Below are 25,538 nucleotides of genomic sequence, written 5' to 3'. Positions count from 1 at the left end.
AAAAAAGTAGCTTAAAGCTACTTTTTTGTTTTATTTAAAAGTTCTTTGAATGTATTCATATTATATTCGGAACTAATATAAATTCTATCAAGAACAAGTGGATTATCATTTCTATCAGATAAACCAAGTTTTGTAGTAAAGCCTAGAGTATAGCCAGCTTCCTTTGCAGCTTTTACACTATTATCATCAAAATCTCCAAAGGGATATGCAATTGAAGTTATTTCTTTTCCTGTTATTCCTTCTAAAGTTTTTTTAGATTCAAGTAATTCTTCTAATTGTTTGTCATATTTGAGCTTATTAAGATGAGGATGTGTTACAGTATGACTTTCAATATCTATTCCATAATCTGAAATTTCTTTTATAGCTTCTTTTGACAAATAATAAGATCCATCTAATTCTGAGGTTATACAAAATATAGTTGCGGTCATATTAAATTCTTTTAATATTGGAAATGCGTTATAGTAATTATCCATATATCCATCATCAAAGGTAATTAAAATACTTTTTTCAGGAATAGGAGAATTATTTAATATATAGTCTTCAAGCTGTTTCATTGTTAAAGTTGTGTAACCTTGCTCATTAATATATTTTAGATGCTCTCTAAGTATTTCTGGTTTTATAGTTACTTCATTATCAGCTGATTCTCTAACTGAATGATAATATAGTACAGGAACACCTCTATTATCGTTAATAAGATTAGATGTTTCAGTTTGTCTGAAAGTAGCTTTATTATCTACATTAGAAGTAATAGGTTCCTTTGAAGTTGTTATATGGGTATCATTTCTATCTTCAGCAACTGTATCATCCTTTTCAGAAGAAGATTTTGAATTAATATTATATTCTTTATCAGAATTGCTTTCATTTAATATTATGTTGCTAGACTTATTTTCTATTCTTTTCATAGAAGATAAGTTGTATGAGACTATGTAAACTAATAAGATAGCAATCAAAAAAAATATTGGTAGATTGAATTTGTCCTTGAATAGAGAAGTATTATCTAAAAAATTATTTATATATATGAGTATTCTTTTTATAGTATTCTTTCTAGACATATTTAAGACTCCTTATAATACGATGAAAAATGCTATTTTAATTATATACCAAATTATATTAGAATAATATGTTGTGGTAAATTTATTTGATAATTTTTAAATAATAAATTATATAATTTTTAGAATAATACTATTAAAAGTGTAGCATAATATTAAATAGTATAACTATTAACATTATCCACAATTGCATGTGGATAACATGTTATGAATATGTTAATATACATAATATTACATGTTGATTTTGTGGATATTAAATGAAAAAAGTCAAAAAAAGCATAAGCAAAGGAGGCATTAAAATGAGTGTTATAACAAATATAACAGCTCTAATTATGGTGGTTTCCATGTTATATACAGTTTATCCACAGAAAATGTGTATAAACTGTGTAGCAAGTATGGAAAATACAATTACAGTTGGGGAAAAATCAATTAATAAAAGTATAGATTATTTCAAAGAAGACATAAAAATGCCTCAAATATTAAATGGAAATGATGAAAAAAAAATAAATTTAATTAATAATGATATAATTAAGGATATTATGCCAAAAGCTGAGGAGGCTGAAAAAACAGCAAAAGAATACTTTGGTATGGAAGGACAAGAAAAGCCAACATTCCCCTTTGAGGTTTATTCAAGATATACATTAGGAGTAAATAATAATTCTATTATAAGTTTGTATAATGATTATTATGAATATTTAGGTGGAGCCCATGGAATGACAACAAGAACTTCTTATACTATAGATAAGCAAAAAGAAAAGTTATTAACATTAAAAGAATTATTTAATGATGGATATTCCTATAGAGATGTAATTAATAAGAGCGTAAGAGAAGAAATTGATAAAAACCCAGATAACTATTTTAATTCAGGGCGTGAATTTAAAGGAATCAGTGAAAATCAAAGTTTTTATGTTGAAGGAGATAAGCTTGTAATATACTATCAGCTATATGAGATAGCACCTTATGTATTTGGGATTCCAGAGTTTAAAATTCCATTAAAGTCATTTGGAGAAAATTATGTTTATTACAAAAGTATTGGTTCATAAGTAATATGGTTAAATAAACTAGTTAGTATTGTTATTTATTCATATAAAATTTGAATCATATAATTAGAACCATCTAATTATTGATTAAACTAATAATTAGATAGTTTTTAATATTTTTAAAGAGGAAGATAATAATAAAAATAGGCTAGTTCCGTAAATAGATTTAATTATATAAAAACTATTAACAGAAATAAGCCTATTATAATATTTAAAAGTTAAAAGTGCTAAAGTTTATCGTTAGCATTAGAATTTTGATTTCCCCTAAAGCCATAGCCATCTGAAATTATTCTACCAATACCAGTGACTTTACCTGTTATGCAGCCTCTACAATGAGCAGGTGTATCACCAGTGCATATTTTACCTGGATATAAGGCATAAAGCTTTCTATATTCTCCTTCAGTAACATTAGGCATTACAACATTGGCACCACTTTGAAGCGCAACTATCCTCCCATTAGGAGCAAGGGATTCCATAGCAGTTGTAGCAGGAATATTTATATCAGGAAGCATTAAACGCGTTAATGCCATAACTTTTAATGCTAAAGTAAGACTGCCACCATCTGCATCCTTTAATGGAGTATCTTCATTTGGGATAAAAGGTCCTATACCAATCATGTCTGCATTGATTTTCTTGAAGAATAAGATATCTTTAGCAATAGATTCTAAAGTTTGATTTGGAAGACCAACAAGGATTCCGCTTCCAACCTCATAGCCTAAATCTCTTAAATTGTCTAAGCATTCTAATCTTTCTTCAAAACTCATATTAGGGTCCATATCCTCATAAAGTTTTTTATCTGTAGTTTCAATACGTATTAAATATCTATCTGCACCAGCAGCTTTAAAAGCTTTGTATTCTTCATAAGTTTTTTCGCCTAAGCTTAAAGTTAAAGCTACACCTAACTTCTTGATTTCTTTTATTATTTCACTCATTCTTTCCTTTGTGAAATAATCATCTTCTCCACCTTGAAGGACTAGAGTCTTATAACCATAGCTAACAGCCTTTTCAGCAAAATCTAATATTTCCTCTTGAGTTAGTCTATATCTTTCAAGATTTTTATTATCTCTTCTAAGTCCGCAATACATACAATTTCTCTTACATATATTTGTGAATTCAATCAAACCTCTTAAGTGGACGTAATCACCCAAATATTTTTGACGTACTTCGTCTGCAGCTTTAAAAAGTTCTTCGTTTATATCATCATTTTGTAATAATTCCAATATTTCGTTTTCATCTAAATCATGAGTAAGTTTTGCCTTTTCAATAAGTTTATTCATGGTTCCTCCTATTGCAAAATAAAATTAGAAATAGTTCTTTTACTTTATCTATATTTTTATAATCGTAGATGTTATTAGTATACTATAGAATTAATAGATATAACAATATAATGACATATGGGTATATGCAAATACATTGTCATATGGTGGAAAAATTTGACTGACAATTAATAATATTGTACTATTTTATATATAGAGATAAATTACATTTGATAAGAGATTACATTTATATTAAGCAAATTGGTATAGTTTTGCTTGGTATAAATTAAGTATAGGGGTTGGGAGTGTTAAAGGGATGAGTTCTATTCTTTTAGTAGAAGATGATTATATGCAAAGAGAGATTCTGAAAAAAATGATAGCTGCTAAGTATGAAGCTATGGTAATCTATGAAGCTGATAGTGAGAGTTCAGCGCTGGAGATAATAAATAAACATGATATTAACATATTTTTAATAGATATTAGCTTGAAGGAGTCTTCAGGATTAGAGCTTGCAAAGAAGATTAGGGACATCCCTAAATATGAACTTAGTCCACTTATTTTCTTAACAACGCATGTGGATTATATGTTGCAAGCATTTAAGCAAATCCATTGTTATGATTATATAATAAAGCCATATAATAAAGAAGATGTACTTGCTATTTTAGATAAATTTATAGTTTATGAAAATAGCCAGTTAAATAAAATTGAAGAAGAGATTATTCAAGAAGATGATAAAGAAGTTATCATAACTCTAAAAAATGGAATATATATAGGAATAAAAATCAATGATATATTTTTTATAGAAGTAAAAGGGAAGAATTGCGATATAAATACTATTAATGGAATGTATACTGCTAACAACATTAGCTTGAAAAAAATATTAGAGATGATTAATTGCGAATTTATTATTCAGAGTCATAGGGCATTTGCAATAAATATAAACTATATATTAAAAGTAGAAAAGTTGGATTTAAAATTAAGCGAAATATATTTTGAAAATTATTCTAAAACTGCTCTTTTGGGATATAAGTTTAAAGATAATATTATGACTAAGTTTAAAAAGGGAAAAGTGATATTATGTTGATTAATTTTATGTTAAATGTAATGGATACCTTTAATATAGTTTATTTATGGATGAATTTGGCTAAGAGAGAGAGGAATTTTCTTAAGTTAATTTCTAGTGTAATTATCATTTCTAGTTTAATTACAGCAACGCAGCAATTAGAATTACATTTCATTAGTGTATATATAGTAGATATCATTGCAATAATGATTATATATAAGAGTGACTTTAAAAATGTTATATTCGGATTAACATTAACAGTTCTTATAATTATGTATGTTAATGCAATTAATATTTTTCACATTTATTAATAAATTTGTTTTAGATTATACAATTAAGGTAATTATTATACAATTAATAATATTTATTTGTGTATTAACTTTTTCAAAATTATCAAATAAAAAGTTTGTTCTTAAAAGAGTAAATAATGGTATTCTAGGTTATTTTATTTTAACATCCTGTATATATGTTCTTATTCTCAAGTTTATTTGGGATTATAATAATAAAATAATACTCAATAACTTATTTACTATTGCAGGAATATTAAGTGCATTAATTATATCTGAAATTTTCACATATTTATATGTGATTAAAGTGATAAAAGAAAGGGAAATTCTAAAGGTTTCCAATGAATATAACCTTGTTATTAATGAAATAGTTCAAGAAATAAAGCAAAGACAACATGATTTCGCTAATTATAGAAATACAATAATTGGTATAGTTGAAGTTACAGAAGATAAAGAAGTAAAAGCAGCAATTAAAAATTATATGAAAGATGAAGATGTATATGATAATAGAATAAATGAACTTATCTATATAGATCATGTAGTTATCCGATCTATAATATATAGAAATATATGTAAAGCAAAAAAGTATAATGTTAATTTTAAATACAACATAGAAAATAATGTTTTAGATAATATATTAACGTATCATGAAATATCTAATGTATTAAATAATTTATTAAATAATGCATTTGAAGAAGTGGTAAAAGATGAGTGTGTAAAAAAAGATGTTGAAATTAAGATTTTTAATGAAAAAGGAACATCTCATTTAATAGTTAAAAATCAAATAGTAGATGCTAAGAATATTAATCTAAATGAGATGTTTACAAGTGGTTATTCCACTAAAAATACAGCAAGTACAAGGGGATATGGACTTTACAATCTACAGCAAATTATAAACCTACATAAGGGATATATAAAATTAAATGTAGAATGCGAAAAAATAATATTCCATATTTATTTTAGTAATTCTTCAGGAAAATCAGGTTCGCCTAAAAAAGTGTGACAACTTGACTTTGATATTAAATTAAATAATTTAATAAGTATGACTGAAAAAACTTTTATTGATTTTTCCATTAAAAACAACTCCTTTCATAGTAACAATGGTTAACTGAATAATTTGTAGCAATATGCTTATAAATATACAGTTAGATACCTGTATATTAGATAAGTTAAAAAATATAATAGTCCAAAAAGTTAGTGATATTAAAGATAAGATTTTTAATATCACTTTATTTTTTACTGGTCTTTTTTCATTACGACATGGAGCAAAAAATAAAGTAACACCGAAGGATATTATAAAGAAAATTATGTAAAAATTAATATTTAATTTTGGTGACAAATTGCTAAACAATAATATAACTATAAAATATAGTATAGTAAATATTAAGCATGAATAAAAAGTTTTGCAATGAATACCTCCGCCTACAGGTCTTGTTGAGATTAGTAGAGTAAAACATAAAAGGAATAGCGGGATTTCATTTAAGCTTAAAAATATTAATAATAATATTATAAATTTAGTTAAATCGCCTAAAATTACTTCTAATGTATATTGAATTTTAAGTATATCTTTTCCGGTTAAAGAATTATTATTTCTTTCTAGACATTGAGTTATAAAAGTTGATAATGACTTTATCATTTTAACCTCACTTACATTAGTTGATGTTATAAATAATATATATATTATATTTATTTATAATTCAATGCTAGTGGAACAAAACGTATATTTTTAGGAATAAAAAGAATGTTTTGAAAGAATTACAAAGATACGTTTCATTCCGCAAAGTATACATTTAATGCTAGTACTAATGAATTGTTACACAATGTAGCATAAACTTTAGTAATATTTTAAGATTAAGAAAAAATTAAAGTATGGAGAAGAAGGAATAAAAAGTGAAAGAAATTTTAAAAAAGATTAGTAATTATTTAAAAAATTTACCTACGGCATATTTTATCATGTCTATGGTAGGAGCTACATATTTAATTATAATACCATTTAGACCTTTATTTTATTTATATGAGGAATATATCGGAGAAATTGGGGTAGCTGCTAGTATGGAATCAGGATCTCTGGTGACCCAAATTATAGTTGGATCAATAGTTGCTCCTATAATAGAAACATTAATTAAGAAAATATTCTTAGAAGCTATAGATTTCAAGGATATTTTCTAGTTGTTATTCTCTGCTGTTTTTTATTAAATTCATCTATTAAGTACGCTAATAAGAACCATTTTATATGACGTTCGTATCGGGCTTGCCCATAAAGCCTTGGATTTTCTAAGTTATATAATCCATTTAATACAGAGAATAATTGCTCTATTTTCAATCTGTTTTTATATAATTTTGATCCGATAGGAGATTGAAGAAACAAGGTGTTTTCATATCGTTTATCAGTAAATGACTCAACACTTTTAGCCTTGCGCATATTTATATCAGTTAACGTTTCTCTAAAATTTTAGTTCTTAACGAGATTGTAGAATAATCTGGCACTTGACTAAGTTGAATTATAGATTGAAACACATGGTCTTGCTTTATGCGGTATTCAAGTTCTCTTAAACTGAAAATACTACTTTTAACTCCATATAATACACATACAACTATTTGTTCGTCTGAATACTTACGTGGTCGGCCTTTAGTACTTTGAATATTTGAATTTAATTTAGCAAATGCAATTTTAACAGATTCAAAAATTTTATATTGGTCATTTTCGCTTTTAATATTTAATGATATAATCATATTTGAGTCATTCCTTATGTGATATATTTAGGTTTTTCGCGAAATTATTATATTACAAAGGAATGACTTGTTTATTTTTTTACAGATTCTATTTATTCAACAACCTAATTATATATAAATCAACCTAATTGTATTAGTTGTACGCCTCAATTTTATATAATCATTACCATTGATATCCATTATCGCCTCCATTCTCATCATTCGTACTATCATACCAAGAATCAAGAAGTTCAAACCAATTTCCAACCTTATTAATTTCAGAATCTTGTCCATCTTTACACCAGCTTAATTTTCCATATAGATAATCTGATTGAATGGTAGTTGTATCTATTGAATTGTACCATCTTTGAGCTTTCCATGATGGATAACTTGCATTTGCAGTCACATCCTTATATAATAAACTCCCATCTGGTAAGAAAATACTTAGTCCATTTTTGCCTTCAGTAAATCCATTAAACTTAGTTCCACCATATGAATACACTATCATATCATCTACGCTATTCATTACATTTATAGCTAAATTCTTAATATTATCACTAAACGCATTGCTAATACTTATATTTTTGCATAAGTCATATAAATCAAAGTAAGGATAATCTAACCACTGATATTTGCTTGTTTCACGAAAGTAATGAATTAAATTTACGTTTCTACCAGTTCCTCTAAGATTTTCAATATCTTCTTTTTTATTTTCATTCCATAGACTTACAGCTAAAGTATCTACGGCTGTTTTTACACTTTCTACTTTGGTAAGGTCATAACAGCCTAAGACTTGATTATTAACTTTTTTTTCATTAACCGAATCTCTTTGTGCTTCAATCATTATGGCTCCTAATTGAATATCTGTAACTTTAGAAGGGTCAAAATATCGTTCTTTTCCTCCAAGTGTTGTATCTTCTAGTCCATTATTCCCCCCTCCAGATTTTAGCCTACTAAATATTTTTTCATAATCATACCCATTGGTCCAAACGTCAGGAGGTGATGCAACCATAACATTTGCCTCGAAACTACCATTTTGTGGTCTGTATTGGTATGCAACTTCTATTGCTCCCATTAAGCAAGCATCATAAACCAATACATTTACAGATTCATTATCAGTTAATATATCTGATATTTCCGCAGTATATAAACAATCATTATCATTTGTCTCATCAAAACATACTGCTTTTGCTTTTTTTATTTGTTCATCTGATTTTTCATCTCTTGCGCCACCACCGTGATTAGAAACAATGAGTACATATTTATTTGCAGGATAATTTTCTTTGCAAGAATCTATAAATTTCTTTAGTGTATGAGCATCTCCCATATTTGCTTCATAATCACTGGTCTTGATTATTTCAGGAAACTTAGTCCCTCCATCAATTCTAATTGCTTCATCTTCCTCAATTTTATACATTCTTGTGTCTGAAAAATCCTCTCCTAGTATATTTGAATCATCAGAATAATCTGGAGATCTATCAACTAAAACAATTACATTTAAGTTTGAATTTTCTACATATCCATCTTTCATTTGTTGAATATCTTGAAGTAAATCCTCTTCTAAATCATTATCTGCATCACAATAAACCATAATTGTTAATTTCTTGTCTGTAGGTTCAACCTTAACTGCCGCCCCAGTGGTCACATTTTCTTCAACTACTATTTCCTTAGATGAATTTTCATTAGTGATATCAACTGCTTTTGCTGGAATAATTTCAAAAAAAGATATAGTTAAAAATAAAAATAAGGCCCCTAATGTGATTTGTTTTAAAATATTTTTCATTTTATTAAATCCTCCTTTTAAAATAAACTTTTAGTATTTAATAATATTATTTTTATCAAAAAATAATAAATATGTAAAAATTAGATATATTATTAATATTTTAATTTATTTTCATAATAATTATAAATTTTTTGTTGAAAATATTGACATGAAAATTATATAATAGTAAACTGAAAGAGACTTCACATGAAGTTTGCTTCATCTTAATTTTAAAAGAGGTGCACTAGTGAAAAATAGAATAAAAGAATTAAGAAATTCACTCAATATGACGCAACAACAACTTTCTGATTTAGTATCAGTTTCCCAAAGAACAATTATTTCACTTGAAAAAGGACAGTACAATCCATCAATTATGTTAGCATATAAGATATCTTGCGTTTTTAATACTACCATTGAAGATTTATATTGTTTAAAGGAGAATTTAGAGAATGAGAAAAAAAATATATGATAAAAAGAAATTTTGTAGTGGTATGGTGTTTTTATTATTGTCAGTATTTGCTATTGTGTCTACAATCATACATTTTAATAATTTAGATACTTTAAGAATTATTGAATATACATTAGTAGTTATTTTTTGTGTTCTATTGGGAATAACAGAAGTATATAGAAGTTTAAGTAGTAAATGTACAAAGGAAGATAAAAAAAACAATGATGAACGAGAATTTTGGGTCAATATGAAATCAAAAAGCAGTGCTTTTAATAGCACATTTTCAATTTGTCTTATCATTACGATTATGTGTATGTTTGCATTGTTACTAACAAAGAATGTTCTATTTGTTGGAATTCTTATTGGCATAGGAGTTGTTCCTGTAATTATGATAATTACTCAAATAATAAGTTATTCTTATTATAATAAGCGAAATTAAATTAATAAAAAATAGGTGGTTAAATCACCTATTTTTTATTAACTAAAGGTGTTAAATTGGTATTATTACCATTATTGCATTTGTTATTGCCCAATTTGCCCATTCTGGCATACCCATCTCTCTAAAGCAACTGTTAAGGAATTCTTCAATACTATCAGATATACCAATGTATTGATCCATTACTTTCATGAAAGCATCTAGCTTAAAGTATTTTTTTACATTGTCTGGAAGTTTCTTCTCGATTTTTTGCCAATTTTTAACTATCCATTTTGCACCTTTTTTTATCCCAGCTGTAGCAGGATTTCTAGTAGTTGCTTTTTGTGAATCAATTTCTTTACATAAAACATTAGCAACATTGTTAAAATCATAGCTTTTTCCATCGATTAAAATTGTATTTTCATCCAATATTTCAACAGTTGAAGCATTTTTAAATTCAGAAAAAGTAATACTTGTACCTTTTTCTGTAGCTTTTTGATCAGAAGCTATAGTTACCTCTGCTGCTGAAGCTGATAATGATGGAGCAATACTACCTCCAATAACTAATAATAGTGCTAATGCAATAGTTTGTGTTAACTTTTTTCTTTTCATCTTTCAAGTCATCCCCTTTCAAACACATTTTTACATAATGACGAAATAAAGTAAATATTTACATCACTAAACGTACAAAACTAGTCATAAACGGAAATAGTTTATATTTTTTCCTAAAAATTTTCAAACTATTCTTTTTGCTTCTTAAAATGTATGTTTAATGCTAATAGCATTGAATTTTTATCCAATATAGTGTATAGAATATAAAAACAATATAACTATTAAGCTATCAATATACCTTAAATTTTCAGATGGTATAACAAATACCATCCAATATGGTGAAAAGATAAAAACTATACTAGTTTATTTAACACAGTATCAATTAATTTCTTATAAGCGTGGAGAAAAAGCTATAGATGAAATAAATGTTTTGCCTAACTTTACCGGAACGGCATTCCAATACTACTTTAAAACTTATAATAAGTATTATAATTGTAATTATTCTCTATGCAATGCTAATATTCTAAGAGAATTTAACTGTGTATTAGAATTAGAAAAACAAGATTGAATAGAACAAATGAAAAATCTATTAATTGAAATAAAGAAAGAAGTAGATTTGAATTGAAATACAGCTAAGAATTTTAGTAAAGATAAAGGTCAGTAATTAGGCAAATATCTTAAACTGACAACAGTACAAGGTGAAATAATGAATTTTCTTTATAGTTTTATTTTAGTTTTAACAATGGGAAGTGTGTTCATGATTTTAGGAAGACTTATTAAAGTTAAGGTTATAGAATGGATTGGGAGAGTAATTGGTATGTTAACGATAGTTGTTCCAGTTGTATCTTTTTTTATGGGTTTTATAGATGAATTTAAATAGCGTTTTATATATTTTAACTTGGGCATAGTCTATTTAGATGGCACTGAAAAATTATAATTTTAAGTGTCCTTTTACGATGTAGAAATTATCGTTTATATCCATATGATGAGCAGTTTTTTTTATGAAGAGTGATGAATATATTTCACAAAATGAAATTGATGAAATAGATAAAATTGAAGTAGATAAAAAACTTAATCGTAAAGCGCTGAATATAGGTAGAGGTACAGGGTATCTATTATATATTTCACCTGCTATTTTGATAACAATTTATATGATTATTTATATTATTACATCTAATTAGGTGGGTACTATTTTTTATTCATTTGTAGTTATGTTATTAAAATATATATTTTTACTATTTGTGATTAAATATATTGACAATCATTAAGTTGAAAAAATATAATAGTTACATAAATTTAATTAAATTAAATGAACTAATTTGGGAGATGAGTATAGTGATAGAAAAATATTTTGAGTATATAGCAAATTATTTATGGCAGCAATCTATAAATAATATAGATTCAATTTTATCAAGTGAAGAAAAGAAACAATTTAATATAACGGATTATTATTACTTAACAACAATATATAATATGGATAATCCTAATTTAGGTGAAGTAGCGGAAAAATTAAAGCTCACTAAACCAGCAATATCCGCATTAGTTAAGAGATTAATAAAAAATGACCTAATAGAAAAAGTCCAATCAAATGAGGATGGAAGGATTTATTATTTAAAGGTCACTAAAAAAGGTATAAAAATAATAGAAGGAGATAATGCGGTTTATTCAAAATTTACTAAATTAATTGGTGAAATCATATCCGAAGAACAATTAAAAGAGTTAGATTGTTTATTAGGAGAAGTTGTTAAGATTTTAAAAGTTAAAGAATAAAATATAACAAAAAAACAAATTTTTTAAGAAAATGATTAAATATATTTAATTAAATGTATTTAATCAGTCGGAGGTGGGGAAAATGAAAGAAAATAAAAAAGGCATTATATTTTACTTTACTGGAACAGGAAATTCACTTTATGTGGTGAAAGAAATTTCTAAAAGTTTTCCACAGTGTGATATAGTAGCAATTCCGCAAGCAATAGATAGAAAAGAGTTTAATTATAAAGATTATAGTAAAGTTGGCTTTGTAATGCCATTATATTTTATGGGCATGCCTGTAATGGTGAATGAATTCTTAAGTAAGCTTTGTATACCAAATGCTAGTTATATATTTTCTGTTATAACAAGAGCATATACAAAAGGTTTAGTATTTACAGAAATAAACAAAACATTAATGAAGCAAGGAAAAACTTTAAGTTATGGAAAATATATAAGTTTTCCAGATTGTTATATTAGATGGGATCAGGCGCATTCAAAAGAAGCACAACAGAAAGTTTTTAAGAAGGCTGCAGATAAATTGGAGATAATAAAACAAGAACTTCTAGAAGAAAAAACATATGTGCAAAAAGAAGGAATGATTTTAAATACAACTTCCTTAGTAATAAATAAGGTTTGGAAAGCGAGACTAGCATCCATAAATAAAACATTTAAAGTAAATGAAAATTGTATTCAATGTGGAATATGTATAAGAACCTGTCCAGCAAAGAATATTAAATTAGAAAATAATAAGCTGGAATGGGATAAAAAGTGCCAAGATTGCATGGCGTGTGTGCAAAGCTGCCCGCATAAAGCTATTTATTTTAATAGCAGAACTAAAAATAAAAGAAGATATAGAAATCCTAATGTTTCAACTAGTGAATTATTTTACTGGTAAGTTATGTGAATAGTAACAGCTCAAAGGTTGGAGATATATTTTAGAATATGAATGAGCAAAGGAGTATTAGTATGAGCAAGAAAATAGGAATTACCTTAATTATCATTTCATTTATATTATGGATATTTATTTTTATGATTTCTTGGTTTTCTATAAGTACTACATTAAAAGCTGCTACAGTTACAATTTTCATAATTTTAGGTGAAATCTTTTTCTGGGGCGGAAGCGTTTTAGTAGGAAAGGATATAGTGAAAAAATACATAAAAAATATTAATCCTATAACATGGGTTAGAAAGAAGTGAAATTTAAGCAACTAGCATTATAAGTAAGATACTAGTTCTAAAAGAATTATATTGTAAACCATACTTTCAACTCTGTTAGAAGTGTTTATAAAGTTATCAATAATTTATATTAAATTAATTAAATTTGGCTTTTTGGATAAACTATCTATAAGTTTATTTGCAATAAGGGATGTGAAAAAATGACAAACAATAATACCATGTACATTTCTTAATAGCCCTAAGTAAAATTGTTGAATAATAAATACTATTATGAGTATGAAAATTTAAAAATAAGTTTTGGAGGTATGGAAATGAAAGTAACCAATTCACAAGAATTAACAAAAAGAATAGAAGAATTAAGGACGGCGCAAAAAGAATTTGCAAAATTTACCCAAGAGCAAGTAGATGATATATTTAGGCAAGCCGCCATGGCGGCTAGTGATTCAAGAATAATCCTTGCAAAGATGGCAGTAAAAGAAAGTGGAATGGGAATAGTAGAGGATAAGGTAATAAAAAATCATTTTGCAGCTGAATATATATACAATCAATATAAAGATACAAAGACATGTGGAATTATAGAAAGAGATGAGATGTTTGGAATAACTCACATAGCAGAACCAATAGGGGTAATAGCAGCAATAGTGCCAACAACAAATCCGACATCAACAGCAATATTTAAAACATTAATTGCTTTAAAGACCAGAAATGCAATAATTATAAGCCCCCATCCAAGAGCAAAAGAATCAACAATAGCTGCAGCTAAAATAGTTTTAGACGCAGCAGTAAAAGCTGGGGCGCCTGAAGGAATAATAGGTTGGATAGATGAACCATCAGTTGAACTATCAAAAAATGTCATGGCAGAATGTGACATTATATTGGCTACAGGTGGACCTGGAATGGTTAGGGCTGCATATTCATCAGGAAAGCCAGCTATTGGAGTTGGGGCTGGAAATACTCCAGCAATAATTGATGATACAGCTCATATAAAGATGGCTGTAAATTCAATTTTACTTTCTAAAACTTTTGATAATGGAGTAGTTTGTGCATCAGAACAAAGTATAATAGCAATGGAATCTATATATGAAGAAGTTAGAAAAGAATTAGATGATAGAGGTGCGTATATTCTTAAAGACGATGAAATAGATAAGGTTAGGAATATAATATTAGATTCAAAGGGATCATTAAATTCTGATATAGTTGGTCAATCAGCATATAAAATTGCAAAGATGGCTGGTGTTGAAGTATCTGAGGCTGTAAAAGTATTAATTGGAGAAGTTGAATCTGTTGAACTAGAAGAGCCATTTTCCCATGAAAAATTATCGCCAATTTTAGCTATGTATAAAGTTAAAACTTTTGATGAAGCATTAAAGAAAGCATCAAGATTAATAGAATTAGGTGGATTTGGTCACACTTCAATACTTTATACAAATCAAGTACAATCAAGAGATAGAATAGAGAAATTTGGAGTGGCTATGAAAACTGCTAGAACTTTAATAAATATGCCAGCATCTCAAGGTGCAATTGGAGATATTTATAATTTCAAATTAGCACCATCATTAACTCTTGGTTGTGGATCATGGGGTGGGAATTCTATATCAGAAAATGTAGGACCTAAGCATTTGATAAATGTTAAGAGGATTGCTGAGAGGAGAGAAAATATGCTTTGGTTTAGAGTTCCGGATAAAACTTATTTCAAATATGGCTGTCTTCCTGTAGCTTTAGAAGAACTAAATGCCATGGGTAAGAAGAGGGCATTTATAGTAACAGATAAAGTCTTATTTGAATTGGGATATACTCATAAAGTTACAGATATTTTAAGTAAAAATGATATAGAATATAAAATATTTTCAGATGTAGAACCTGACCCAACATTAAATGCAGCTAAGAAGGGTGCAGAGGCAATGAAAGATTTTAAACCAGATGTGATTATCGCTATTGGAGGAGGTTCACCAATGGATGCTGCTAAAATCATGTGGGTAATGTATGAGCATCCAGATGTTAGATTTGAAGATTTAGCTATGAGATTTATGGATATAAGAAAGAGAGTGTATAAATTCCCAACCATGGGTGAAAAAGCAATTATGGTTGCAATTCCAACATCAGCTGGAACGGGCTCAGAAGTAACTCCATTTGCAGTCATAACTGATGAGCAAACAGGAATTAAGTACCCATTAGCAGATTATGCTCTAACTCCTAATATGGCAATAGTTGATGCTGAGCTTATGATGAGCATGCCAAAGGGGTTAACAGCAGCCTCTGGTATAGATGCTTTAGTTCATGCAATAGAAGCTTATGTTTCTGTATTAGCATCAGAATATACAAACGGATTAGCATTAGAAGCAATAAGATTAACATTTAAATATTTACCAGATGCATATAATGGAGGAGCTACAAATATTAAGGCTAGAGAAAAAATGGCTCATGCGTCATCAATAGCAGGAATGGCATTTGCAAATGCGTTTTTAGGAATATGTCATTCAATGGCACACAAATTAGGAGCATTTCATCATGTACCTCATGGAATAGCAAATGCATTATTAATAGATGAGGTAATTAGATTTAATGCAACAGATGCACCAAGAAAACAAGCAGCATTCCCACAATACAAGTATCCTAATGCAGGGTGGAGATATGCTAGAATAGCTGATTATCTAAATCTAGGAGGAAATACAGAAGAAGAGAAAATTGAATTGCTAATAAAAGCTATAGATGAATTGAAGAAAAAAATTGGGATACCTAGTAGCTTGAAGGAATTTGGTATTTCAGAAGAGAAATTTTATGCATCAATGGATGAAATGGTAGAGCAAGCTTTTGATGATCAATGTACAGGAGCAAATCCGAGATATCCTTTAATGAGTGAAATCAAAGAAATGTATATAAAATCATATAACGGAAATGTTATAAAGTAATAAATCTAGCAGTTTATCTAATGCTAGAGAACTGATATTTGATTTTGCATATCTAGTGGAAATATGTATGTAGAAAAAATCAAAAAGTAATTTAATAGGGCTATATTAAAATAATCTTTAGTTATTTTGATATAGCCTTATCTATATTTTAAGCTGCTTTATTTTTTATTTTATTATGATTTTTTTCTTGAATTTTTTCGTTTTTGCTTTCGAAAAAATCTCTGATTACTTTAAATGTTTGTATTATTAAAGTTGGTACAAAAGCTAGTAAGTGAACTAATAATAATTCATTACTGCTAAGCGGAGTTATTTCAAATAATCTTTGAAGTACTGGAACTAGTAAAACTATATTTACTAAGAAAACACCTGATATAAAAGCAATCCAGCTAAATTTGTTACTGAAAACTCCAAGTCCAAAGATAGATTTCCTACCACGGCAGTTAAATCCATGGAATAATCTAGCTAAACATAAAGTACTGAAGGCCATTGTCATAGCTAGGCCGTGATTGCCTGTACTTAAACCTATATGGTAAGAAAACATTGTAAATATTCCTATAAGAAGACCTTGAACACCGATTTCTTGAATGAAATCTTTAGTTAATATAGATTCGCTGGCATCTCTAGGCTTATCTTTTAAAACGTCTTTTTTAGATTTCTCCATACCAATTGCAATAGCAGGTAAACTATCTGTTAGTAGATTTATAAATAATAAATGTACTGCTGCAAATGGAACTGGAAGAGCAAGCAATGAAGAATAAAGTACTGCAAGTATTCCTGATGTATTACCTGAAAGAAGGAATTTAATTGAATTTTTTATATTTGCATAAATATTTCTTCCGTTAGTAACGGATTTAACAATAGTTGCAAAATTATCATCTGTTAAAATCATGGATGCAGCATCTTTTGAAACTTCAGTACCTGTAATACCCATTGCAATACCGATATCAGCTTGCTTTAATGCAGGAGCATCATTAACTCCATCTCCAGTCATAGCAACGATTTTACCTTGATTTTGCCATGCTTTAACTATTCTTATTTTATGCTCAGGAGATACTCTTGCATAAACTGAAATATGTTTTAATTTTGAATTTAGTTCATCGTCAGACATTTTATCGAGTTCTAAACCTTCTACAGCTGAATCACCTTCTTGAAGGATTCCAATTTCTTTTGCAATAGCAGAAGCTGTGATTTTATGGTCACCTGTAATCATAATTGGTTTAATAGACGCTCTTATACAATCACTAACTGCACCTTTTGACTCTTCTCTAGGTGGATCAATCATTGAGATTAAGCCTAAGAAAGTAAAGTCATTTTCATCTTCTAAAGTAAGTTCTTTATTTTCATTTAGTTCTTTATATGCAAACGCTAAAACTCTTAATCCTTGTGAAGAAAGTTCCATATTTGTTTTATTTATATTAGCTTTATCTTTTTCTGTAAAAGCGTGAGCTCCGCTTGAAGTTTTAATTGAAGTCACTCTATTCATTAATACATCAAGAGCACCCTTTGTAACCATTACGAATTTTCCATCTATTTCATGAAGTGTACTCATAAGTTTTCTGTCAGAGTCAAAAGGAAGTTCCTTAAGTCTTGGATAAGCATTTCTACATTCAATTTCATTTAAAGAATATTTATGGCCTAAATTTACTAAAGCAACTTCTGTTGGATCACCGATTTCAGCACCATCCTTAGAAGTAGAATCATTACAAAGCACAGAGCCCTTTAATAAAAAATTTGAAAGTGGGTCATCAAAATTTATTTCATTACTATCAATTAATTTGTTATCCACAAATATTTTTTTTACAGTCATCTTATTTTGAGTTAAAGTACCTGTTTTGTCGGAACAAATTACAGATACGCAGCCAAGACCTTCAACAGCCTTAAGCTTCTTTATTATTGCATTTTCCTTTGCCATAGATTGTGTTCCTATAGCTAGTACAATAGTAACGATTGAACTAAGAGCTTCTGGAATAGCAGCAACAGCAAGGGCAACAGCAAACATTAAGGAATCTAAAAGAGGGGTACCTCTATACATACTTAACCCAAATACAATAACACAAATGCCCATTATTCCAATAGCTAATTTTTTAGAAAATTCATCTAAAGAAACTTGAAGAGGAGTGCTTTTTTCTTGTGTTTCTTCCATAAGTGTAGCGATTTTACCAAGTTCAGTATCCATTCCTGTATCAGTTACAAGAATAGTAGCTCTACCATAGGTTACTAAGGAACTAGAGAAAACCATATTTTTTTGGTCACCCAAAGCAACTTCTTCTTTATTGATAACTTCAGAGAATTTATCAACGCTTTCAGATTCGCCTGTTAAGGAACTTTCATTAACCTTAAGAGAGAAATTTTCTAAAATTCTACCGTCAGCAACAACTAAGTCACCAGCTTCTAAGATTAAAATATCTCCAGGTACAACATCTTTAGAAGGAATTTCAATTTTAACACCATCTCTAATTACTTTTGCATTAGGTGCAGATAATGCTTTTAAACTATCTAATGATTGTTCAGCTTTAACATATTGAACTGTTCCTAAAATAGCATTCATAGTAATAACAGCAATAATTACAAAGGTACTTTCCATATTACCAGTCAAGGCAGAAATAATAGCGGCAATAATTAAAATAATTACTAATAAATCTTTAAATTGCTCTAAGAATACAGAAAAGATACTTTTTTTCTTTTTTTCGTTTAAAATATTTTCTCCGACAGTATTCAATATTTCGCTGGCTCTTTCATCGGTAAGTCCTTCTAAGGTCACATTAAATTCGTTTAAGGCTTCTTCTGGGGTTTTGGTAAAATATTTATTCATACAACATCTTCCTTTCAAGTTTAATATATCTCTGAGGAATTTTTATAAGTTCTTAATATAAATATAAAACAAAATTCAATTCTTTGGAATTATTTCAATAAAAATATAATAAATAAGTCGAATCCTCAAAGAGTAAAAGTCTCTATTTAAAATTATTAACAAAAAAGACCTTTAATATAACTTTAAAAAATTTAAAGTTATATTAAAAGTCTCGTTGCCAACACGGGCATATAACACCAGACTATAAAGATAGTCGCGATTGTTGATGCTATATTTATAACTACTCCCTTTTAATACTAATTAAGTATTTATATTAATAATATATTATATTATTAAGAGGTTGTCAATAACATATAAAAAAAGAATTTAATAATATTTATAAGACTAAGGAGTACTGTGATGAAAAATAAAAGCTTCATGAATTTTTATTGATTAGAAAGAAGTAAAAGTGGATACCTTATGAATGAATATATTGCTAATTAAAAGAAGAATTTACATAAAATTAATTATTAAATATAGGAAGTTAGTGTATAGTAATATTAGGATTTAATTTACAATTGGAGTATAATATACTAGTGAAATAAAAAGGGGAGGATTCAATTATGACAGGACTTGTACTTGAAGGTGGAGCATTTAGAGGATTGTTTACAGCTGGTGTTTTAGATGCTCTTTTAGATATAAAAGCAGAATTAAAATATGTAATAGGCGTTTCAGCAGGAGCAACAAATGCATATTCATATATTTCTAGACAAAGAGGAAGAAATCTAGAAATAATGGAGAGATTTATGGATAATAAAAGGTATATAAGCTATGGAAATCTAATTAAACATAGATCACTTATGGATTTAGATTTTGTATTTGATGAAATACCTAATAAGCTTTGCGCTTTTGATTATAAAACTTTTTATGAATTTGATGGAAGAATGCTTGCTGGTGCTTTTAACGTAGAAACTGGTGAAAATGTATATTTTGATAAAGAGCTGTTAGATACAAGAAGCTCAATTCTCAGAGCTAGTATTGCAATACCTTTAATGTTTCCTTTTGAAAAAATTAATGGGCAATATTATGCAGATGGGGGACTTTCAGAACCTATCCCTATTAGCAAATCAATAGAAGATGGAAATGATAAGAATATAATTGTTTTAACAAGAAATGAAGGTTATAGAAAAAAGAAATCTAAAGCAAATGAAATAACATACAAAATTTATAAAAAGAAATATCCAAAGCTTGCTAAGGTTTTGAGGGATAGATATATAAAATATAATGATCAGCTTGATTATTGTAAAAAGCTTGAAGATGAAGGAAAAGCTATGATAATAAGACCAACTGTAAATATGGATATTGATAGGTTTGAAAGAGATAAGAATAAATTAAGAGATATTTATCAAAATGGATATGATTTAATTATGAAGGATAAGGAAAAGATACTTAAGTATATTTAGATATTATAAATGAATATATTTTATAAAAAAGACCTGATATGCATTTTTGTGCAAGTTAGGTCTTTTTTGTAAAAAATTATTTATTAATTGCTCTAAACTTACAAGGAGAGTGTCCACAATATTTCTTGAAAAGTTTACTAAAATAATAAGCATCCGTATATCCAACAGATTGAGCAATGGACTTTATAGGAGATTCGGTAGAAACCAATAAATTCTTTGCTTTTTCTAATCTTAGATTTATCAAATAATTAATTGGAGATTCACCAGTTTGTTCTTTAAATACTTTAGAAATATAAACTGAACTTAAATACATATTTCGGGCTATATCATCCAAAGAAATATTTTTCATATAATTATTTTCAAAATACTCTAAAATAATTTTTACTACATTAGATTTATCATAAAAAGGAAAATCATATCTATCAACCTTCTTGCTATTTTTTACATAGTTAGTTTCCTTTAAAAAGAGTGCAATTAATTTCATTATAAGGCTCTTTAAAACTAATTCCTTACCTACTTCACAAGATTCTTGCTCCTCGATTATATCTAAACAACATTTATGAACCTCATCTTTATATTGTATAAATTCAACAGGCACTTGAAAATTATCCTTTAATATATAGTTAAGAGGTAGTCCATCAATTTTAATGTTGCGAAAACCTATATGAAGCTCTGTGGTTTGTTCTCCTTTGCTTAAGGATTCCTTATGATATACTCCAGGATTAAAAACAAGAAGAGTTTTTTCTTTAACTCTATAAATTTCATCATTTATTTTATAATTAACACTTCCAGATACTATATAGCTGAATTCTATAAAATCATGAGTATGATACTTGCCATCAAGAAAGTCTTTATTATCACACTTAAACGCATACAAAATTTCGGGATTAAAATTTTCAATAGCAATACCTACACACATTATTACACCACCTTTTGATCAGTTAAGAGTTTAGAGTTATGGGTTAAAAGTTTTGGATGAAATTCCTTTGGAATTTCTTTAAAGTTATATAAAAACTTTATTTTATTTATAAGTAACATAGATGAAATTTTAACTAAAAAGTTTCACTTTATATATAAGAATATACATCATGTAAATAGAAAAGTACATTTTTATTTCGAATATTTTATTAGATAATTAAACATGTTAAAAATAATGAAAGAGAAAAAAGGAGGATGAATTAATGAGTAGTATTAAATGGATTTTTGGCTATATTAATAAGTACAAATTTAGATTTTATTTTGCACTTTCAGCAGTATTACTAAGCTCATTAATGGCAATGATAAGTCCCTATTTAAGTGGGAGATTGGTGGATGAAGTAATTCTTAATAATAAGATGGAGCTTCTATTTCCTATTTTAGGGGTAATGATTGCTGTTACTTTTGTAAAAGCAGTTATTAGATATTCTTATCAGATGACCTTTGAATTTGTATCTCAAAATGTAATATTTGAACTTAGACAAAATATGTATAGTAAATTGCAAGAATTAGATTTGGATTACTATAACAAGACTAGAACAGGGGATATAATGGCAAGGATGACAGGGGATATGGATGCAGTACGACATTTTGTTGCCTGGGTTATTTATAATATTTGTGAAAATGTTACTGTTTTTGTATTTGCAATTGTTAGTATGTTTATTATAAATGTTAAATTTACTTTGCTTATGTTTGCATTGACACCTTTAGTTGCCTTTTGTGCATTTAAATTTGCAAAGCAGGCAAATCCAATATTCTTTGGAATAAGAGAACAATTCTCAAGATTAAATACAGTTGTTCAAGAGAACATAAGTGGAAATAGAGTTGTTAAAGCTTTTGCAAAAGAAGATTATGAGATTTCAAAATTTGAAGAGAGAAATCAAGCTTATATGGATGCTAATATGGAGCTTGCTAGCGTTGCACAAAAATATTTATCTACATTAAATGGATTATCAAATATATTTACCATTGTAATGATTTTAGCAGGTGGAATATTTGTAATTAATAACAAGCTTACTATGGGAGAGCTTGTAATGTTTAATGGACTTATTTGGGCAATCAACAATCCTATGAATATGGTTGGATGGCTTATAAATGATGCTCAAAGATTTATAGCAGCTGCAAGAAAAATGAAAATATTAGTTAATGAAGAAACTAAAATAAAGAATCCTGTAGATGGAGTAAAGCCAGAGAAGTTAAAAGGTGAAATTGAATTTAAAAATGTCAGCTTTGAATATGATTATGAACCAATTTTGAAAAACATAAACTTTAAAGTAAAAAAAGGACAAAGAGTTGCGATTTTTGGACAAACTGGTGCAGGTAAATCTACAATAATTAATTTAATAGAAAGATTTTACGATGCAACCTCTGGAGAAATATTAATTGATGGTATAGATATAAGAAAATATGACCTACAAGCTTTGAGAAAAAATATCTCAATATCAATGCAGGATGTATTTTTATTCTCTAATACTATAGAAGAAAATATCAGCTATGGAGTATCAGAGGCAGATAGTAGCAAGATAACCTGGGCTGCAGAGATGGCAGATGCTAATAATTTTATTCAAAAATTATCAGATTCTTATGAAACTGTAGTTGGAGAAAGAGGCGTAGGCTTATCAGGAGGACAAAAGCAAAGAATAACGCTTGCAAGATCAATAATAAAAGATCCTTCAATATTAATATTAGATGATACTACATCAGCCTTAGATGTAGAAACAGAAGCTATGATTCAAAATAACTTAAATACAATATATAAAGGAAAAACTTCCTTTATAATAGCCCACAGAATTTCATCTATAAAAGATTGCGATTTAATCTTGGTTCTAGAAGATGGAAGCATAATTGAAAGTGGAACACATAAAGAATTACTTGATAAGAAAGGACATTATTATGGTGTTTATCAAGCTCAATATGGTGATTATTTAGATGAGACAGATGAAGAAAATTCCAAGGAGGTGGTATAGATGGCAAGAAATAAATATGATGAAGATGAAGAATTAATCACTCCCTTTAGTTGGGAATATACAAAAAGACTATTAAAATATTTAATACCATATAAGAAGGAAATGATAGTAACTCTTATATTTATGCTTATATCCAGTGTATCAACTTTACTTGGTCCTTACTTAGTGAAGATTGCTATGGATAATAATATTCCTAATAAAGATGTTAAAGGACTTATTATGGTATGTGTATTATTTTTTATTACCATAGTAATAAGTGCTTTGTGCATGAAATTTAGAATAAAAACTATGACTTATGTAGGTCAAGAGGTAGTAAAAAATATTAGATCTGATATATTTAATCACTTACAAAAGTTGCCTTTCTCATATTATGACAGCAGGCCTCATGGCAAGATTTTAGTCAGAGTAGTTAACTATGTAAACTCTTTAAGTGATTTATTGTCTAATGGGCTTATTAACTTATTAACAGACTTATTCAGTATTTTTGTAATTTTAGGTTTTATGCTATTTATAAGCCCTAGGTTGACTTTAGTATGTATGATTGGAATGCCTATTCTTGGAATAATTGTAGCTTCTCTTATAAAAGTGCAAAGAAGAGCTTCTCAGGCATATAGCAATAAGCAATCTAATTTAAATGCTTATATACAGGAAAGTATAAGTGGGATGAAGGTTACCCAGGCATTTGCTAGAGAAGAAGAAAATGCGGATAAATTTAGAACTGTAAGTGGAGAAACTAGAAGTACATGGCTAAAGTCTGTAAGTATTCAGCTATTACTTTGGCCAGCAATTGAAAATACGTCAGTATTTACAGTAGCTTTAGTATATTTAATTGGAGTGAGATCAATTGGAGAATCCATAACAATAGGTACTCTTATAGCCTTCGTGGGGTATATATGGAGGTTTTGGAACCCAATAGTAAATATTTCTAATTTTTATAATAATTTAATAATGGTCATGGCTTATTTAGAAAGAATTTTTGAAACATTAGATGAACCTGTAAATATAGCTAATTTGCCAGATGCATATGAAATTCCAGAAATAGAAGGCCGTGTTGAATTTAAAGATGTAGTATTTAAATATGAAGATGAAGACAGAGAAATTTTAAAAAATATATCCTTCAAGGTTAATCCAGGAGAAACTATTGCCTTAGTTGGACCAACAGGTGCAGGAAAGACGACTATTATTAATCTTTTAAGCAGATTTTATGATGTTACCTCTGGAGAAGTTTTAGTAGATGGCAACAATATAAGAAAAGTAACATTAGACTCTTTAAGAAAGCAAATGGGAGTTATGCTTCAGGATACATTTATTTTTTCAGGTACTATATTAGATAATATAAGGTATGGAAAATTAGATGCAACAGAAGAGGAAATTATAGAAGCTGCAAAAGCAGTAAAGGCGCATGATTTTATAATTAATCTAAAAGATGGTTATAATACAGAAGTAAATGAAAGAGGAAGCAGATTGTCAGTAGGACAAAGACAGTTAATTTCCTTTGCAAGAGCTTTACTTGCAGATCCTAAAATATTAATTTTAGATGAAGCTACTTCAAGCATAGACACAAAGACAGAACAAGCACTTCAACAAGGCTTGGATAGATTGTTAAAGGGAAGAACTTCTTTTGTAATTGCACATAGATTATCTACAATAAAAAATGCTACAAGAATAATGGTTATAAATGATGGACAGATTGTGGAACAAGGAAGTCATGATGAACTTATTGAATTACAAGGTGAGTATTATGAACTTTATACATCTCAGTATGAGATGGTTAAAGCAGTATAAAATTAGGGCTATTGGATAAAAATTTTTATATGAATTTAAGAGTTTAAAGCACTATTCTTGATTGAATGGGTGCTTTTTCTCGTTTCCATTAAGTTCTATTATATGAATATCAAGAAAATTAATTTTGATAATTAAT

24 protein-coding genes are annotated in these 25,538 nt (G+C 27.9%); 15 read left to right on the top strand and 9 right to left on the bottom strand.

Going from position 1 to position 25,538, the window contains the following annotated elements; genetic code table 11:
- Nucleotides 1-17: 17 nt before the first annotated feature.
- Nucleotides 18-902 carry a polysaccharide deacetylase family protein gene (locus tag GXK56_RS14770; protein ID WP_160688723.1) on the bottom strand — a complete coding sequence of 295 codons (885 nt, stop codon included), beginning with the start codon at nucleotides 900-902 and terminating at the stop codon, nucleotides 18-20.
- 446 nt (nucleotides 903-1,348) lie between these two features.
- On the opposite strand from GXK56_RS14770, the gene GXK56_RS14765 reads away from it, so the two are divergent.
- The gene (locus GXK56_RS14765; RefSeq protein ID WP_160688681.1) at nucleotides 1,349-2,092 is read left to right on the top strand and encodes a DUF3298 and DUF4163 domain-containing protein; all 744 of its coding nucleotides are present in this window, start codon (nucleotides 1,349-1,351) and stop codon (nucleotides 2,090-2,092) included.
- Nucleotides 2,093-2,316: 224 nt separating this feature from the next.
- Here GXK56_RS14765 and hydE read toward each other — a convergent pair whose 3' ends face one another.
- On the bottom strand, nucleotides 2,317-3,366 hold the full coding sequence (hydE, locus tag GXK56_RS14760; RefSeq protein ID WP_160688679.1) for a [FeFe] hydrogenase H-cluster radical SAM maturase HydE: 1,050 nt from the start codon (nucleotides 3,364-3,366) through the stop codon (nucleotides 2,317-2,319).
- Between the two features lie 295 nt (nucleotides 3,367-3,661).
- Between hydE and GXK56_RS14755 the strand changes: the two genes are divergently transcribed.
- Together GXK56_RS14755 and GXK56_RS28750 are read left to right on the top strand one after the other, a co-directional pair.
- On the top strand, nucleotides 3,662-4,429 hold the full coding sequence (locus GXK56_RS14755) for a LytTR family DNA-binding domain-containing protein (protein WP_160688677.1): 768 nt from the start codon (nucleotides 3,662-3,664) through the stop codon (nucleotides 4,427-4,429).
- Nucleotides 4,430-4,993: 564 nt separating this feature from the next.
- Complete coding sequence (locus GXK56_RS28750; protein ID WP_347707959.1) at nucleotides 4,994-5,698, top strand: GHKL domain-containing protein; 705 nt, start codon at nucleotides 4,994-4,996, stop codon at nucleotides 5,696-5,698.
- A 30-nt stretch (nucleotides 5,699-5,728) separates the two neighbouring features.
- On the opposite strand, the gene GXK56_RS14745 is transcribed toward GXK56_RS28750, so the two are convergent.
- Nucleotides 5,729-6,331 (bottom strand): accessory gene regulator B family protein, encoded by a 603-nt coding sequence (locus tag GXK56_RS14745; RefSeq protein ID WP_160688675.1) that lies wholly within the window; start codon nucleotides 6,329-6,331, stop codon nucleotides 5,729-5,731.
- Nucleotides 6,332-6,585: 254 nt separating this feature from the next.
- Between GXK56_RS14745 and GXK56_RS14740 the strand changes: the two genes are divergently transcribed.
- Nucleotides 6,586-6,864, top strand: coding sequence for a hypothetical protein (locus GXK56_RS14740; protein WP_160688673.1), 279 nt, complete (start codon nucleotides 6,586-6,588; stop codon nucleotides 6,862-6,864).
- On the opposite strand, the gene GXK56_RS28215 is transcribed toward GXK56_RS14740, so the two are convergent.
- The 3 genes from GXK56_RS28215 to cloSI all read right to left on the bottom strand — a co-directional run bounded on the left by GXK56_RS28215 (nucleotide 6,848) and on the right by cloSI (nucleotide 9,190).
- The gene (locus GXK56_RS28215) at nucleotides 6,848-7,117 is read right to left on the bottom strand and encodes a hypothetical protein (RefSeq protein WP_243156136.1); all 270 of its coding nucleotides are present in this window, start codon (nucleotides 7,115-7,117) and stop codon (nucleotides 6,848-6,850) included. The two genes, GXK56_RS14740 and GXK56_RS28215, sit on opposite strands and share 17 nt — an antisense overlap.
- 11 nt (nucleotides 7,118-7,128) lie before the next feature.
- Entirely contained in the window at nucleotides 7,129-7,428 is a 300-nt protein-coding gene (locus tag GXK56_RS28210) for a transposase (RefSeq protein WP_243156135.1), read from the bottom strand.
- Between the two features lie 163 nt (nucleotides 7,429-7,591).
- The gene (cloSI, locus tag GXK56_RS14730; protein ID WP_160688671.1) at nucleotides 7,592-9,190 is read right to left on the bottom strand and encodes a clostripain; all 1,599 of its coding nucleotides are present in this window, start codon (nucleotides 9,188-9,190) and stop codon (nucleotides 7,592-7,594) included.
- 226 nt (nucleotides 9,191-9,416) lie between these two features.
- On the opposite strand from cloSI, the gene GXK56_RS14725 reads away from it, so the two are divergent.
- Nucleotides 9,417-9,638 carry a helix-turn-helix transcriptional regulator gene (locus GXK56_RS14725; RefSeq protein WP_160688669.1) on the top strand — a complete coding sequence of 74 codons (222 nt, stop codon included), beginning with the start codon at nucleotides 9,417-9,419 and terminating at the stop codon, nucleotides 9,636-9,638.
- Nucleotides 9,619-10,056, top strand: a complete 438-nt coding sequence (locus tag GXK56_RS14720) for a hypothetical protein (protein WP_160688667.1) — start codon at nucleotides 9,619-9,621, stop codon at nucleotides 10,054-10,056. The genes GXK56_RS14725 and GXK56_RS14720 overlap by 20 nt, the downstream gene beginning before the upstream one ends.
- A 51-nt stretch (nucleotides 10,057-10,107) precedes the next feature.
- On the opposite strand, the gene GXK56_RS14715 is transcribed toward GXK56_RS14720, so the two are convergent.
- Entirely contained in the window at nucleotides 10,108-10,644 is a 537-nt protein-coding gene (locus tag GXK56_RS14715) for a hypothetical protein (protein WP_160688665.1), read from the bottom strand.
- A 697-nt stretch (nucleotides 10,645-11,341) separates the two neighbouring features.
- Between GXK56_RS14715 and GXK56_RS28570 the strand changes: the two genes are divergently transcribed.
- The 6 genes from GXK56_RS28570 to adhE all read left to right on the top strand — a co-directional run bounded on the left by GXK56_RS28570 (nucleotide 11,342) and on the right by adhE (nucleotide 16,421).
- Nucleotides 11,342-11,464: a hypothetical protein gene (locus GXK56_RS28570; RefSeq protein ID WP_279283109.1), complete on the top strand. Its 123-nt coding sequence runs from the start codon at nucleotides 11,342-11,344 to the stop codon at nucleotides 11,462-11,464.
- Between the two features lie 121 nt (nucleotides 11,465-11,585).
- A complete protein-coding gene (locus GXK56_RS14705) occupies nucleotides 11,586-11,765 on the top strand; it encodes a hypothetical protein (protein WP_160688661.1) in 180 nt (59 codons plus the stop codon).
- Between the two features lie 145 nt (nucleotides 11,766-11,910).
- Nucleotides 11,911-12,354: a MarR family transcriptional regulator gene (locus GXK56_RS14700; RefSeq protein WP_347707957.1), complete on the top strand. Its 444-nt coding sequence runs from the start codon at nucleotides 11,911-11,913 to the stop codon at nucleotides 12,352-12,354.
- An 82-nt stretch (nucleotides 12,355-12,436) separates the two neighbouring features.
- Complete coding sequence (locus GXK56_RS14695) at nucleotides 12,437-13,231, top strand: EFR1 family ferrodoxin (RefSeq protein WP_160688657.1); 795 nt, start codon at nucleotides 12,437-12,439, stop codon at nucleotides 13,229-13,231.
- A 71-nt stretch (nucleotides 13,232-13,302) separates the two neighbouring features.
- Nucleotides 13,303-13,533 (top strand): transporter suffix domain-containing protein, encoded by a 231-nt coding sequence (locus GXK56_RS14690; RefSeq protein WP_160688655.1) that lies wholly within the window; start codon nucleotides 13,303-13,305, stop codon nucleotides 13,531-13,533.
- A gap of 290 nt (nucleotides 13,534-13,823) precedes the next feature.
- Complete coding sequence (adhE, locus tag GXK56_RS14685) at nucleotides 13,824-16,421, top strand: bifunctional acetaldehyde-CoA/alcohol dehydrogenase (RefSeq protein WP_160688653.1); 2,598 nt, start codon at nucleotides 13,824-13,826, stop codon at nucleotides 16,419-16,421.
- 148 nt (nucleotides 16,422-16,569) lie between these two features.
- On the opposite strand, the gene GXK56_RS14680 is transcribed toward adhE, so the two are convergent.
- Complete coding sequence (locus tag GXK56_RS14680; RefSeq protein ID WP_160688651.1) at nucleotides 16,570-19,233, bottom strand: cation-translocating P-type ATPase; 2,664 nt, start codon at nucleotides 19,231-19,233, stop codon at nucleotides 16,570-16,572.
- Between the two features lie 602 nt (nucleotides 19,234-19,835).
- Here GXK56_RS14680 and GXK56_RS14675 point away from each other — a divergent pair.
- On the top strand, nucleotides 19,836-20,675 hold the full coding sequence (locus GXK56_RS14675; RefSeq protein WP_160688649.1) for a patatin family protein: 840 nt from the start codon (nucleotides 19,836-19,838) through the stop codon (nucleotides 20,673-20,675).
- A gap of 76 nt (nucleotides 20,676-20,751) precedes the next feature.
- Here the strand turns inward: GXK56_RS14675 and GXK56_RS14670 are convergent, their stop codons facing one another.
- Complete coding sequence (locus GXK56_RS14670) at nucleotides 20,752-21,594, bottom strand: AraC family transcriptional regulator (protein ID WP_160688647.1); 843 nt, start codon at nucleotides 21,592-21,594, stop codon at nucleotides 20,752-20,754.
- A gap of 262 nt (nucleotides 21,595-21,856) precedes the next feature.
- On the opposite strand from GXK56_RS14670, the gene GXK56_RS14665 reads away from it, so the two are divergent.
- Nucleotides 21,857-23,617, top strand: coding sequence for an ABC transporter ATP-binding protein (locus GXK56_RS14665; protein ID WP_160688645.1), 1,761 nt, complete (start codon nucleotides 21,857-21,859; stop codon nucleotides 23,615-23,617).
- Nucleotides 23,618-25,402: an ABC transporter ATP-binding protein gene (locus GXK56_RS14660; RefSeq protein ID WP_160688643.1), complete on the top strand. Its 1,785-nt coding sequence runs from the start codon at nucleotides 23,618-23,620 to the stop codon at nucleotides 25,400-25,402.
- Nucleotides 25,403-25,538 lie beyond the last annotated feature (136 nt).

Origin of the sequence: Clostridium sp. C2-6-12 (assembly GCF_009928485.1) — a bacterium.
GTDB lineage: Bacteria > Bacillota > Clostridia > Clostridiales > Clostridiaceae > Clostridium.
The sequence above is the reverse complement of the archived record's forward strand: the minus strand, read 5'-3'. Positions and strand labels throughout refer to the sequence as shown.